The 14266-nt window shown below is 45.6% G+C and carries 12 protein-coding genes and 2 tRNA genes; 3 read left to right on the forward strand and 11 right to left on the reverse strand.

The window, feature by feature from the left end:
* Positions 1–9: 9 nt before the first annotated feature.
* The 6 genes from L0991_16340 to L0991_16365 form a co-directional block, all read right to left on the reverse strand.
* Complete coding sequence (locus tag L0991_16340; GenBank protein XGB65104.1) at positions 10–1206, reverse strand: DUF1501 domain-containing protein; 1197 nt, start codon at positions 1204–1206, stop codon at positions 10–12.
* Between the two features lie 8 nt (positions 1207–1214).
* Positions 1215–2576, reverse strand: a complete 1362-nt coding sequence (locus L0991_16345; GenBank protein ID XGB65105.1) for a DUF1800 domain-containing protein — start codon at positions 2574–2576, stop codon at positions 1215–1217.
* Positions 2577–2716: 140 nt separating this feature from the next.
* Positions 2717–3148: a GNAT family N-acetyltransferase gene (locus L0991_16350; GenBank protein ID XGB65106.1), complete on the reverse strand. Its 432-nt coding sequence runs from the start codon at positions 3146–3148 to the stop codon at positions 2717–2719.
* A gap of 42 nt (positions 3149–3190) precedes the next feature.
* On the reverse strand, positions 3191–3685 hold the full coding sequence (locus L0991_16355) for a GNAT family N-acetyltransferase (protein ID XGB65107.1): 495 nt from the start codon (positions 3683–3685) through the stop codon (positions 3191–3193).
* Positions 3686–3703: 18 nt separating this feature from the next.
* Positions 3704–4042: a PhnA domain-containing protein gene (locus tag L0991_16360; protein ID XGB65108.1), complete on the reverse strand. Its 339-nt coding sequence runs from the start codon at positions 4040–4042 to the stop codon at positions 3704–3706.
* A 179-nt stretch (positions 4043–4221) separates the two neighbouring features.
* Positions 4222–5385, reverse strand: coding sequence for a threonine/serine exporter family protein (locus tag L0991_16365; GenBank protein ID XGB65466.1), 1164 nt, complete (start codon positions 5383–5385; stop codon positions 4222–4224).
* Positions 5386–5908: 523 nt separating this feature from the next.
* Here L0991_16365 and L0991_16370 point away from each other — a divergent pair.
* From L0991_16370 to L0991_16380, 3 genes are all read left to right on the forward strand, one after another.
* A tRNA-Gly gene (locus L0991_16370) sits at positions 5909–5983 on the forward strand.
* A gap of 39 nt (positions 5984–6022) precedes the next feature.
* Positions 6023–6097: transfer RNA gene (locus tag L0991_16375), tRNA-Gly, on the forward strand.
* A gap of 218 nt (positions 6098–6315) precedes the next feature.
* Positions 6316–6573 (forward strand): hypothetical protein, encoded by a 258-nt coding sequence (locus L0991_16380; protein ID XGB65109.1) that lies wholly within the window; start codon positions 6316–6318, stop codon positions 6571–6573.
* 109 nt (positions 6574–6682) lie between these two features.
* On the opposite strand, the gene L0991_16385 is transcribed toward L0991_16380, so the two are convergent.
* The 5 genes from L0991_16385 to L0991_16405 all read right to left on the reverse strand — a co-directional run bounded on the left by L0991_16385 (position 6683) and on the right by L0991_16405 (position 14245).
* A complete protein-coding gene (locus L0991_16385; GenBank protein ID XGB65110.1) occupies positions 6683–7255 on the reverse strand; it encodes a copper-binding protein in 573 nt (190 codons plus the stop codon).
* 105 nt (positions 7256–7360) lie between these two features.
* Positions 7361–10504 carry an efflux RND transporter permease subunit gene (locus L0991_16390; protein ID XGB65111.1) on the reverse strand — a complete coding sequence of 1048 codons (3144 nt, stop codon included), beginning with the start codon at positions 10502–10504 and terminating at the stop codon, positions 7361–7363.
* A complete protein-coding gene (locus L0991_16395; protein XGB65112.1) occupies positions 10501–12228 on the reverse strand; it encodes an efflux RND transporter periplasmic adaptor subunit in 1728 nt (575 codons plus the stop codon). The genes L0991_16390 and L0991_16395 overlap by 4 nt, the downstream gene beginning before the upstream one ends.
* A 10-nt stretch (positions 12229–12238) precedes the next feature.
* Complete coding sequence (locus L0991_16400) at positions 12239–13681, reverse strand: TolC family protein (protein ID XGB65467.1); 1443 nt, start codon at positions 13679–13681, stop codon at positions 12239–12241.
* A gap of 99 nt (positions 13682–13780) precedes the next feature.
* Positions 13781–14245 (reverse strand): hypothetical protein, encoded by a 465-nt coding sequence (locus tag L0991_16405; protein ID XGB65113.1) that lies wholly within the window; start codon positions 14243–14245, stop codon positions 13781–13783.
* Between the last annotated feature and the right edge of the window lie 21 nt (positions 14246–14266).

A 14266-nucleotide genomic window follows, 5' to 3' on the forward strand; every position in this document is an offset into this window, starting at 1 on the left:
CGAAGCGCCCTACTCGATGATACCCAGCGGCTTGACCATTTCACTATCAGGGAAGATGGTGTTTAGCTGCTCCGTGTTTATAGATAGGTGCTCGCCAAGCACGCCTTTTATCACGCCTCGCATGTCACAGGTTGGTTTGAGGTCTCTCCCTTGATACAAATCCTTTGCGCTTAATCCCGGCCAGCTTGCGATAACTTGCCCTCCAAAAGCATCTGAACTCGATGCTCCTGAAGCCTTGTTAGCCATCGCACCACCAGCAACCAACATGACATTACCAGTGCCGTGGTCGGTGCCTTTTGTGCCATTTTCCTTCGCTGTTCGACCAAATTCACTCGCAGCCATGATCACCGTATTGTTCCAACGTGAGCCTAATGACTCCTTAAGCGCTGCTAGGCCTGCATCCAGAGTTTTAAGTTGATTGCTTAACCTACCATTTACGCTGCCTTGATTAGCGTGGGTATCCCAACCGCCGAGCTCTAACGCAGCAATGTTTGGTCCGTTGTCAGCAGATAAGATATCTCCTGTTTTACTCATCAATGACTTAAATTGTTTGCCAACGCCTTGGTCACCGACCAACTCATCTATCTTCATGACGCTTTCAAAGTTAGCAGACAGCATTTGATCACTCTGGAAAAGCTCTTCAAGCAGCTCGGTTTGTTTATCGCGGGTTTTTAGTCGGTTTGGATACCAGCTTGCCACGCTAGATTCACCCTGCATGATAAGCGGCAAGCCAGAATCAATCGCAATACCATCGTATTTTTCTGAGCTAAGACTTAGCAAGCGGTTAAGCCAGCCCTCCTTGTTGTAAGGATCAGAGGTACCATTCTCTAGTATCTTCTGACCATCAAAATGCGAGCGCTCACGATAAGCCGTTGAGCACGCATGTACAAAACTAAGCTCTTTGTTTTCATACCATTGATGACAGTTTTTAAGCGAAGGGTGTAACCCAAAAAAGCTGTCTAGTCTTAGTAGCTGGCTCTGCTTCAATCCAATACTTGGCCTTAAACTCAAATAATCTGAGTCAGCGTATGGCACCACAACGTTTAGCCCATCCATAGCGCCACGCAATGAGACCCAAATAAAAATATTCTCTGAGCGTGTTTTGGCAAAACTTGGAAATGGCAACATCGCACTCATACCAACTGCAGCAGCCATTCCCATAAACTGGCGACGATTGATACTTTGCAAACCGTTTGTCTTTTTCATACCCATTCCTAACGATATTGAAACTGTGGGCTTAGCCACAACAGAGAAAGTTGCATGGCTGCGCTGTCGGCTTTGCTTAATACAATTTGGGTGTGTTCATCAATAGCATCGCCGTATAGAGTCGCAATCACTTTATCCACCACGACCTTAGGTTTTTCACCTGCAGCTCTAGCAGACTTGATAACAGCCGAAGCAAGTCGATTAGCCACTTGCATACGTTGTGTTAACGCCGACGGGCTGTTGTAGTCTCTGTCTTGATCTGACCACCCTGCAGGTGAACCCGGTTTAAAAGGTGGTTGGCCTAGTGTGTTAAGAGTATTCAGTACCTGTTTTTCGTTAAGTGAAATGTCAGCGCTACGAAGCACGGCAAATAACCACTCTTTAGGTGGTCTAAATCGATTAGGCCTAGGCGTGCCCGCCTCCTTGCTGTTCAGCAACAAACGGTAAATAGGTAGCAAATCACCATCGCTTTTTAGATACTCTGCAACCATCTGTTCCGAGAGTTCTTTAGGCGTATCACCAATAAAATGCTGACAAAGCTTATCAACCAAATGTCCCGCTGTGTCTTTATGGGTAGCTAGCATTTGCAAACACGATTCGCCCTGTAAGACTCCTGACTGGGAATAGGCTTTTCCAAGTAGAGTTATCGTACCCGGTTCGTGTAAATCCGAAGCAAAGCGAAAACCAGTGTTGGGTGATTTGAACTTTATCCCCCAGCCTGAAATCGCCTTCGCCAAGGCAATCACATCCTGTTGGTTATAGGAGCTATCAACGCCTAGGGTGTGGAGCTCTAAAATTTCACGAGCGAGATTTTCATTCAGCCCCTTATCACGACGCTTACCAATTTTTGAGTTTGGTCCAATAGACAGTTGATTATCCAGATAAAGAAGCATGGCCGGATGCTTGGAAGACGCCATCAGCATATCGCCAAAGTTTCCATTCCAATGCTGGCGAATCACGTCGTTTTCAATGCTTGCCGCTAAGGGCATCAATTTTCGATTATCGACCGAAATGGCAAAGTGATTGCTCCAAAACTGAATAATTCGTTCTTGGAAACCATAGGGTGTTTCAACGCTTTGCAGGTGGCGAGCTTGAGATTGTTGTCGATAATGAGTTCGAAGAAACGACTGTGCCTCTTTCTTCATTGCTTGCATCTTTTGCTCATCACCCTTGGCTTTCTTTCGCTGTTCACGATTTTCACCGATAGTTATGAGAATAGATTCGGTTGTAGGTAAAGCTTGAATGGACTGATGAACAAATGACTTTTTATCCAACTGCTCTAAAGGGGAATAATAGGTTTCCTGTCCCAATCTAGGCCCAAAACCAAACCTCTGTTCACCCAAGATTTCTGAAGTTGGGTAATAATTCATTGCACACTCCCTCACGCTCAATCTGTTCTAAGTGTAATCGCTTAGTCATCAAGCATAGGGAGCTTTACAAGATTTTACGTTAGATGGGTGTCAGGTGCCTATCAAGTTACAGACACGCTGTGTTCATTTTGAATGGGTGTCTATTTACGCCACATATACACAAACTGATCGTTTTGCGAGGTAATTTCAAAACCAAATCGGAGATACAACTCCCCAACGCGGTTACCTTGCAGATAACACAGCTCTACTGGCTTATTAAGCTTTGAAGCGTGGGCTAAACAATCCGTCAAAACTTGGCTTCCAATCCCCTTGCCATGATATTCAGGCAGCAAGAAAAATCGACAAAAGTAGAAGTGGTCACCTTTGTCTTGCAGCAACACACTGCCAATGGCTTTGCCTTGAAATTCAATAATCTCAGGTCTTTCTTCTTCCCACTCTTCGGTGTGTATATCTCGCTGGACTTGTTCATCCCAACCAAATACGGCTTTGATCGGTTCGAACTCGGCGGCCTTTTTAAGCTCGAACAGAAATTCATAATCTGATGATTGAGCGGGCCTTGTTGAATACTTCAAAATATCTCCAAAAGTCACTAGGGCGTCTTGCTTAAATAAGGTTTATTTAGGGTCTAGTTGATATCGCAATACTTCGTGTTTGTCTTGCTCTGAATAAAATGTACTCAAGAACCTACCACCGCACTTCTCAATCACTTTCTTCGAAGCGATATTGCCACTTTCACAAGTAATGATAGCGCTTTCTGTTAGCGCATGATGTTGTATCCAAGACAACATATAGCTAGCAACACCTCGCCCTCTAGCTTGGGGCAAAGTTTCATAACCTATGTGTCCGATGACGTCATGGATGTAATCAGTCGTTCCATGACGAACTCGAATCACACCAAGGATCTCGGCACAGTCGATACAAAAATAGGTAGAGGCTGGAGTCCAACCTTCTGGCAAGCCTTCACCTTTAGAATAAGCAATACGCCTTTTTAAATAAGCGTCACTGCTATCAGAAATACCAGTGTAGATATCAAGCCCATCTTCAGCACAAGCATTCACATAATGATGAAAGGCTGTTGAATACGATAAATCGGCTTTGACTATATCCATGTCGTTTTGAGATCCCGATTACTGCTTTTTAACGTATTTCGCAGTCACAAGCATTTCACCGCCACCATCCAGTTTGCAATCTAGCTGATGATCTTTACCTTCGTTGATGCGGCGAATTACGGCTTTGGTACCAATTTTTAGCACGCTAGAGCTGCCTTTTACTTTTAAATCTTTGATGAAAGTGACTTTGTCGCCAGTCTCTAACACAACGCCATTAACGTCTTTCACTCGCGCAGCTTCTCTTTCCAAACGTTCTTCTTCTGGATTCCACTCATAAGCACACTCAGGGCAGATTAAGTTGTTTTGGTCTGGATAAACATATTCAGACTGACATTGCGGGCAAGGAGGAAAAGACATACGTTACTACTTCATTTAAATGGAATTTGCGTTCATCTTAATGGCTCTTTAGCGGGTTAGCGAGCATAAATCGAATCAATTGCTTCAAGATAAGTTAGTGGCAAGAAAGAGCGGCCCCAAAACGAACAAACACAGCAGTAAGCTGTGTTTGTTTAGAAGGTTCCGATAAGTAAAGCGGCTTAACGTTCAACTTTAGGCGAGTAAATGGAGTACGCCGTGATTTGACCAGCGACGATCGCAGAGAACATAAATAGTGCCGATAAACCGATACTTGGAATCGGTAAGATAGACTGCTCAAATACCGATTGACTGGCACTTACTAGAACACGGCTACCTGGAACCAAGATAATGATCCCTTGAACAATATAGATAGAACCCGTTAGATCCATCTTCTTCGCAATCCAAGTTCCATAGAGCGTAATCAATACTGTTGTCACCCAAGTACCCACTACCCAACCACTATCAAAACCTAGATAGAATGGTCCCCACATACCGAGAACCGCAACTGGCAAGCCTAACAGGATATCGGTTGGGCGCGCATTAAACATCACACCGATAGAAACAGAAATCAGCACCAAACCGGAGATATGCATCCAAGTCGGCACAGCATTGGTGTAATCAATGGATACCGCTTGTCCCCATACTGCTTCACCAATATTCAGGCCCATGATGATGCCAACAAACAGCTTTATCAGTGTTAACGCACTCTGCCCTAGTAAGCTGGTACCAGAGACTAAATCGTTAAAGGCCAAACACTCCAGTGCGTTGGCTATGGATAACCCGGGGACAAACAAAACGATCGAGGCAATACACAACGCCCATACCGGAATCGGTAACCCTGTGCTTGCCAAAAATGCCACAGCAATACCGGTTAGTAGTGCAGAGATGAATTCAACCGCAATCGCGCGGCGTGAATGGAGAACTTGCTGACATACCCAAACCATCAAGCCAAGTAACGCAGAAAAGCCTACCGCTTCTAAAGTACTGCCGACCAACATTAGATAGGCAGGTGGAATCCCCATATTCGCCAGTGCGGTAATCCATTTAGAATATCCAACCGGCTCTGGAACAGGTTCACTGCTTGGTTGATTGATACGAATAATGGTATTTGCCAACAAACTCAGGTTAATTGAAGCTGGCTTTAGACGTTTGAGGATAACGGCATTGTTATCGTCTGGAAATTGATAATTAATCGCGGTCGGTGTTGCCTGAATCATGACGTCTACACCATGCTTTTTAGCATAATGCTGTGTATATTTTTCAAGCTTATAAGGAGCACAACCACTGCGGTGAAGTGTATCGCCAATTTCAACAATTTTGTTAATTCGGTACTGAGAAGGCATGGGTATTTTAGGGGAAACAAAATGTGCGGCAAATGTACCAGACGATAGACGGAATGACGAGGTTTTTGCGTAATTTATCAACTAGATTCGTCACTTTTTTCTTCGAACACTCAAAAGTACGAATGACTCTACTCATTTAGGATTAAGCCTATGAATAATAAGAATTGTTCACAAGTTAAATCTATGCATCCATATTGTTATAAACAGACCGTTAAGTCTGCTCAAAAAACCCGCGTGTGTTAACGAGATTATTCATAAAATTCAGGTTAAATACAGAGCAAAGAGCAAACAATGCGGCGGTTTATAAATCAAGATTAAAACTCATCCACAGCTAGCGGTAGTCATGACATTTAAGGACAGAGCGCTTAACGAGAGTTTAGTCACACTTTATGCAACCACGAAACAGCAGACGTGATTGAAAAACTAGCGGAGTGGTGGTTATGCGAGCACTTAGAATAAAAATGGAAGAAAAAGGTTTCGTTTTCAGTTAGATGTGGCATTATCAAACTCGTTAAGACGATGTGCGTGCATCGTATAATGGCTATTACCTCAGCCTTCCAAGCTGATGATGCGGGTTCGATTCCCGCTGCACGCTCCAAGTCTTCTTAATGCCTCAGTCTTACTCTTAAGACCGTGTGCGTGCATCGTATAATGGCTATTACCTCAGCCTTCCAAGCTGATGATGCGGGTTCGATTCCCGCTGCACGCTCCAACTCAAGTTCATCATTTATTCCCTCAGCTCGAACCCAATCTTCAAAGATAATTTTAATACTTTGACTTAGTGCACTAACTGCTTAAATTACCTTTAGTTTCCCCTTTACAACTCTTACTGTCTCTCAGAATTCTTCTAGTTTTATAATCTCGGTCAATGTTCGAATCCTTTGTTGTGTTAATGTGCGCTCAACTGGAAACAACCATAAAATAATAAAAATGTTTAAAAGCAATGAGTTAACTATCAATATTGAGACAATCAATATCGCCCTGTCCAAAGTCGAAAACGCGAACAAAATTCAACTTAATACGTTGAAAGGTTATGTGAGCAGTGAGCCTGAGCAAGCTATTCTTGCGTTTCGTTCTTTGAGTGAAGTGGAGTCTATCGACGACAAGCTTAAAAGAATCATGTCAGAGCTCCCTCACCTTAGTGGAGAGGCACAGCACCTACTGGAAACATCGATTCTTTTACAGTGATGAGAAAGGAGGATAAGTCTCAACTCACGCATTGGTATGAGTTAAGACTTATCTTTAATTTCCTAGCCCGATTGAATTTCTAATCCAACCAAGATCTAATGACTAGCGTCTAAAGCGTTACACTTTTCACCATACCCGCTTCTGCGTGCCCTGGAATATTACAGGCAAATTCTACGTGATTGTCTCCATGGAAATGCCAAAGCAGCTGCTTCGCTTTGCCCGGTTTTACTGTCACTGTACTGCCAGAATCATGAGCATGATTCCCCATATTTTTCATCATTTCACGATGCTCTAACTGCTCCGCGGCAGAACCAATCGAAAATTCGTGATCGATCTTGCCTGTGTTCATCACAACGAACTGCACCACATCGTTCGGCTCAATTTCGACCTTGTTCTTAAAGGTGATTTTCATATCGTCACTGAGTAAAACATGAACCACTTTATCCGGCTTTGCACCCGTCGCAGGCATGCCTACTTCAGACATACCGTCCATGTTCATCATCATTGAATGATCCATCTTTCCACCTTTCATCATGCTGTGATTCATTTTCGAGTGGTCCATTTCTCCGCTCTTCATCATCGAGTGATCCATACCTGAGTGGTCCATCGTTGAATGATCCATTGCAGCAAATGCTGTTGAAGCGGTGATTGTTAGGGCGATAGTAATTAGTGTTTTTTTCATGGTCGTTCCTTAAATTGATTCTGTTTGTTTTTCTAGTTTCACATGTTCATATCGTGTGCCCTTACCTACTCCTATCTCGCAAGTAAGGGCTTTATAATCAGTACGTTATTTACTTGTCTCGCTTTGGCTCTGAGTGATCTCACGCTGCTTCCAAAGTTTAAAGATCGCAGGAAGCACCAATAGAGTGAGCAGTAGCGCAGACGCCATTCCCCCAATCATTGGTGCAGCGATTCGTTGCATCACTTCTGAGCCTGTACCTTCTCCGTACATGATTGGGATTAATCCAATGATTACGGTAAGCACTGTCATCATGACTGGACGCACACGAAGCCCTGCCCCTTCACGAATGGCATCAGTGAGATCAGTTTGTTGGAGGGTTTGCTGGCTCTGTTCAGCATCAAGCTTTTTGAAATGCCACGCTTGGTTGAGGTACACCAACATGATTACCCCAATCTCTACCGCAACGCCCGCTAGCGCGATGAAGCCAACACCAACCGCAATGGAGAAGTTGTAATTGAGGTAATGCATCAACCACAAACCACCAACCATGGCTAAAGGCAATGTCAGCATGATCATCATCACTTCACCGACACGGCGGAAGCTCAGATACAGCAGCAACATAATGATGGCGATGGTGATAGGCACGACCACACTTAGGCGATCTTTGGCGCGTTCCATGTATTCGTATTGACCAGACCATGCGAGTGAGTAACCGGCAGGTAATACGATTTGCTCGGCAACCACTTGCTGCGCTTCTGCCACATAAGAACCAAGATCACGACCATCAATATCCACGAATACCCAACCGTTAGGACGTGCATTCTCGGTTTTGATCATCGGTGGGCCATCTTCGTAGCGGATATCCGCGACATCAGAAAGCGCAATACGGGCACCGTTAGGCGTAACGAGTGGTAAGTTCTGCAGCTTAACGACAGAATCACGGTAATCTTGCGGGTAGCGGACGTTGATTGGATAGCGCTCCAGCCCTTCAACAGTTTCACCTACATTCATTCCACCTACGGCCGTGGAGATCACCTGCTGCACTTCTTTGATACTTAACCCATAACGAGCAGCAGAGCGGCGCTTGATGTCTATCGTGACATATCGACCACCAGCCACACGCTCGGCATACACAGAAGCGGTACCACTCACACCATTCAAGATAGGTTCCAGTTGAGATCCGATATCCTCAATAACACTCAACTCCGGTCCTGCTATCTTGATTCCGATTGGCGTTTTAATACCGGTCGCTAACATATCGATGCGCGTCTTGATTGGCATAACCCACGCGTTGGTTAAACCCGGGAACTGAATCAGATCATCGAACTCTTTACGCAGCGACTCAGTAGTGACACCGTCACGCCATTCATCGCGAGGTTTCAACTGAATAACCGTTTCAATCATGGTCAGTGGCGCAGGATCGGTTGCAGTCTCAGCTCGCCCGATTTTGCCCCATGTAGTTTCAACTTCTGGGATGGTTTTGATTAACTTGTTGGTTTGCTGCAGCAGTTCACGTGCCTTACCTATCGAAATGCCCGGATAAGTCGTCGGCATGTACATCAGATCGCCTTCATCCAAAGGAGGAATGAACTCACTGCCAAGCTTGCTGGTTGGGTAATACGCCGAAGCCATCAAACCCAGTGCAATCACTATCATCACTTTTGGATACTTGAGACTTAGGTTGAGCAATGGCTTATACATCGCGACTAAGCTGCGGTTCACCGGGTTCTTGTGTTCAGGTAACACGTTGCCACGAATGAAGTAACCCATTAGCACTGGCACAAGCGTGATAGCCAAGCCTGCAGCCGCCGCCATTGCATAGGTTTTAGTGAACGCAAGTGGCGAGAACATCTTGCCTTCTTGGCCTTCTAGCGCGAACACTGGCACAAAACTCAAGGTAATGATCAGCAAAGAGAAAAACAAAGGAGCCCCTACCTCTTCTGCCGCTTTACCAATGACTTGCCAACGGTTTTTATCGGTCAGAGGCGTTCGTTCGATGTGTTTGTGGACGTTCTCTATCATTACGATCGCCCCATCGACCATCGCACCTATCGCAATAGCGATACCGCCAAGAGACATGATGTTGGCGTTAATGCCCTGCCAATGCATAACAATGAATGCACCTAAGATACCGACAGGCAAGCTAAGCGCGATCACCAATGATGAGCGGATGTGGAATAAGAACAGCGCACATACAATCGCAACCACGATGAACTCTTCTGCCAGCTTCTTCCATAAGTTCTCAACCGCAGAGTCGATCAAGGTTGAACGGTCATAGGTCGCAACAATTTCAACCCCATCAGGTAAGCCAGCTTGTAGCTCTGCAAGTTTATTCTTTACAGAATCAATCACCTCACTGGCATTTTCACCGAAGCGCATCACGATAACGCCACCAACTGCTTCACCTTCACCATTAAGCTCAGAGATACCACGACGCATCTGCGGGCCAAGGTTGATGTCAGCAATATCCCCCAACAACAGCGGTGTACCTTTGTCGGTTACTTTTAATGGCAGTGACTGAATGTCCTCAATGCTCGTCAGGTAACCTGTGGTGCGAACCATGTGCTCCGCTTCAGCAATTTCGACCACTGAGGCACCTGTTTCTTGGTTACCATCTTGGATTGCTTTGTTAACTTGCTGAAGCGTCAGGTCATAAGCACGTAATTTGGCAGGATCAATTTGTACTTGATACTGCTTCACCATGCCCCCCACAGTTGCGACTTCAGACACACCCTCAACGGTTTGCAGTTCATACTTCAAAAACCAGTCTTGCAGGCTGCGAAGTTCGGCTAAGTCATGCTTACCGGTTTTGTCTTGCAGGACATAGCTATAAACCCAGCCCACACCCGTTGCATCTGGCCCAAGCGTTGGTTTCGCGCTTGGTGGTAAATTAGGTGCAACTTGGCTGAGGTACTCCAACACACGAGACCGCGCCCAATACATATCGGTGTCGTCATTGAAGATGATATAGACGTAGGAATCGCCAAAGAACGAGTAACCACGTACCGTTTCGGCTCCGGGCACAGCCAACATTGCGGTAGTGAGTGGATACGTTACTTGGTCCTCAACAACTTGCGGCGCTTGGCCCGGATAACTGGTTTTAATGATCACCTGAACATCAGAGAGATCTGGAATAGCATCAACGGGCGTGTTTTTAACGCTGTATAACCCACCAAACACGATGGCGACAGTGGCGACCAAAACCAAGAATCGGTTACTGATGGACCAACGAATGATTGCATTGATCATAGTGTGCCCTCACTCGCTTCTATAGATTTAAGCACATACTCTGAACCTTCCTTTGCCACTAGAAACCGGATGGTTTGCCCCTCAGCAAACTCAGATAAATCAAGGTCATCACTGGCTTGGAAATTCATTTCACCCGCTTTCCAATCCCATTCTGGCACTGGCTTATGATTCACTGTGATCATTCCGAAATCAGGCATTAGCATGGTGATGTTGCCCTTCACCCATACTTCACCTGGCATTTGATGTTCATTAACCTTGTAATCAACCACTTCGTATTGGCCTGACTCCGTTTTCATCATCTCAAAATCAACCACTTGTCCGCGTTTAAGTTGGCTAATGTCCAAGCCTTCTGCAAAGGTAAAGTTCATTACCATGCCCGGCCAATCCCACTCAGGAACGGGTTGGTGATTGATGGTTGCCATACGGCTGCCTTGCATAACATCTGCAATTTCACCTTTTGCCCAAGCTGTGTCTGCTTGTTCTTCTACACCATTGATTCGTGACAAATCCGCTGATTGGCTAGACTCAGAATCCAGCATGAAATGCGCTGACGTGACAATCCGTTCGTCTTGTGTGAGCCCTTGCAACACCTCGATCTTGTCACCCGCTTCACGCCCTACTTCAATGCGTGCCGAACGGTATTTACCTTCCCCTTCAGACAACACAACACGAGTCATACCGCCGGAATGAATAACCGATGATCGAGGAATGGTAAGAACTTGGTCTTCACTGATTGGTTTCAGTGCGATATTGGCGAACATATTTGGTTTAAGCTCGCCATTTGGGTTAGAGAATTTCAAACGAACGCGTAAGGTTCGTGTTTTAGGGTCAAGGATCGGGTACACATAGTCGACAGTTCCCTGCCATTCTTTACCGGGGATCGCATCGAGTGTCATCTCGGCATTGCTGCCAGTAGATATCCAATGCGCTTGACGTTCAAACACTTCGGCATCGACCCACACTTCGCCTAGTGGCCCCGCACTGATTACCGCTTGTGCAGGAGAAAGATAACCACCTTCACGAATGTTGAGGCTAGCAATAACACCATCAGCAGGCGCTTTGATTTCAATGGTTTGTGAAGCCTTGCCTTGACGAGTGATAGATCGAATCTGAGCCTTATCGACACCTAACGTAATCAAGCGCTCAGTCGAGCCTTTGATCAGCCCTTTGCGACCCGTTTTGTAGGCACTCAGCAGCTCTTCTTGCGCCTTAACAAGCTCAGGAGAATAAAGCGTGAACAGTACATCGCCTTTATTTACCTTCTCACCAACCGCATTGATATACAGTTTTTCAACCCAACCCGCAGCGCGAACGTTGGTTTGCCATAATGCACTCTCATCGAACGCCACATAACCTACGGTTTCAATGCGTGGAGACAAAGACTCCAGCTCAACCTTTGCTGTTTTTACACCGAGGTTGTTCTCTACTGACGGGTCAATAAATACAGTGCCAGCTTTGTCTGAACCACCACTTACGTCATCGGCGTATACAGGAATCAAATCCATGCCCATCGGAGATTTGCCTGGCTTGTCACGCTGATAATTGGGATCCATCGGTGCAACCCAATACAAGGGTTCATCGCTCGCCTGTGAGGAGGAGTTTCCCTCAATCGTCCCCGCCATCGCTGGCATATCGTGTGACTGGTTAATTAGAAAATGATTCGCACCAAAACCTAATGCACCACCAACCAACAATGCGATTGTTGCTACTTTTACTGATTTCATTATTCGTTCCTTATTGATGGTTTGTCGCAGTTAGTTGCGGTTGCTCAACCTGATAATCAAAGCCACTCAGGAGTGACGCGAGCTTGCTATTCACGATGTTAAGGTCAGTGATCAAACGCTGTTGCTCAAGCTTCAAAGCAAGCTCATCTGCCGTTGCTGAAATCACATCGTTAAACTGTGCCGTGTTGTTTTGATAACCTCTTTCAACCGCACGGATTCGCGCCGATGTCTGGGGTAATAAGGAACTTTGGTAACGCTCTAGGCGCTGGGTGAGATTCGCCTTATCCACCAATAATGCATTCACTTGAGCATTCATTTGAGCAAGTAAGGTGTCTTTTTGAGATTTAGCAGCGCCAACTTGGTGTTGAGCCGCAGACAAGGTTTTGTCTTGTCGATTACCTGTAAACAGAGGGATGTCGACCGTTAGATAAGCACTGACAAGGTCAGAAGCAGGTTCACCTGCCATGTTATTAGCTTGTCGGTGGGCATACATAACTTCTACACCAAACTGAGGTGTGTAAGCTTGTTCTGCCAATTCAACTTGTGTCTGATTAGACGAGATAGTCGCATCCGTTATCTTAACGAGCGGATGCTCCATCAACAGTTGATAGTGTTTAGTTGAATCGAGGTTGGTTGCTAGTTTATTTTCCAACACCGACCAATCAATTTGGTTCGTTGCATTGAGTACGCTTTGAGCATCAGGAGCCTGAGAATCAAGAACCTGAGAGCTAATCGCTTGAGTCCCTAGCCAATCCGAACCCAACCATTCAGAAAGCTGAGAGATTAAACGACGCTGAATTTGCTGGTTTGCCTGCAGTTTCTCATCAAGTTTGCTGACTTGAAGCTGAGCATTAAGCAGATCTTGCGCTTCGCTTTTGCCAATCGAGTAATTGGTTTGCACGTAGTTCTCTAGTTCAACCAAAAGGCGTCGGTTTTCACGCATCACACCTTCTGCGACTTGCTGGTAACCCAACTCAAGCCATAGCTGCGTCATGCTGTTAGCAACAGTCAATTCACGAGCCTCAACTTGAAGAGCGAGGCCATCAGCTTGCTGACTTGCCTTTTTCTGCTGAAGATCAAGCGTATTGCCACGCTCGAATTGCTGCATCAGCCCGACCGAGATATTGGTCATCGGGTCTTCATCAAACTGAAAGCTATCGACGGGTAATCCACCGAACCCGACTTTGAGTTTCGGATCCATCAGGGTAGCGCTCGCAATACCGGTTTCACGCATCGCTTGCGACTGAGCAAAGTACTGTTTGCGATTGCTGTCTTGGTTCAATGCTATCTCAATCAATGTATTGAGTTGCTGTGTTGAGCTCTGTTGATCAGCGTGTGTTGAAGCAGGTGCAGCAGCCAAAGCACTGGCTGAAATAAAAGCAGCACTCGAAACAAAGGCAGCAGCGACCACGACACTCGCGTTTATTCCAAACACGGAGGTTGTTGGTTTTATATTCACAGTGAATGTCCATATCTAGCGTTAAATAACGCATATAAAAGATTGGCGTATCAGGTTTATGAGTCTGATATCGCTATGTTTTTAGATATAGATTTATGCGGTGGGTGGGCGTAACAGAGATTGAGCACGTGCGACTTTCTGTCCAATAGTGACAGATTGAAAACGAGCTAAAGAAGAGACATATGGATTAGCGGCTTGAACAGCCTGAATTGGATAAGAAGTTGCAGAACACACTGAGGCACAGCAATCGGCACTCGAACAATGATTACCCATCATCATACTACCGTCTTCGCTCATTGAAGACATATCGCATTGAGCCATCAAATCATGGGCACTCATATTAGAGTGTTCGGCGTGTACTTCTTCACTCATCACATGACATCCCGCCATTGCGTCGTTGGTCGACGCATCGTTGTGGTAACAAGCCGATTTACCCGAGCTCATATCCATCATCATGATGTCAGTCATCATGGCTGATGAGCTTGAGGCATAGCTAGACATCAACATCGCAATGATGCTGAAAACAGTAATCCAAGTTGTTCGGAATGTGTTTGTCATAGCTAACCTTTAAATTTATAA

It is taken from the genome of Vibrio chagasii (assembly GCA_041879415.1).
Taxonomy (GTDB): domain Bacteria; phylum Pseudomonadota; class Gammaproteobacteria; order Enterobacterales; family Vibrionaceae; genus Vibrio.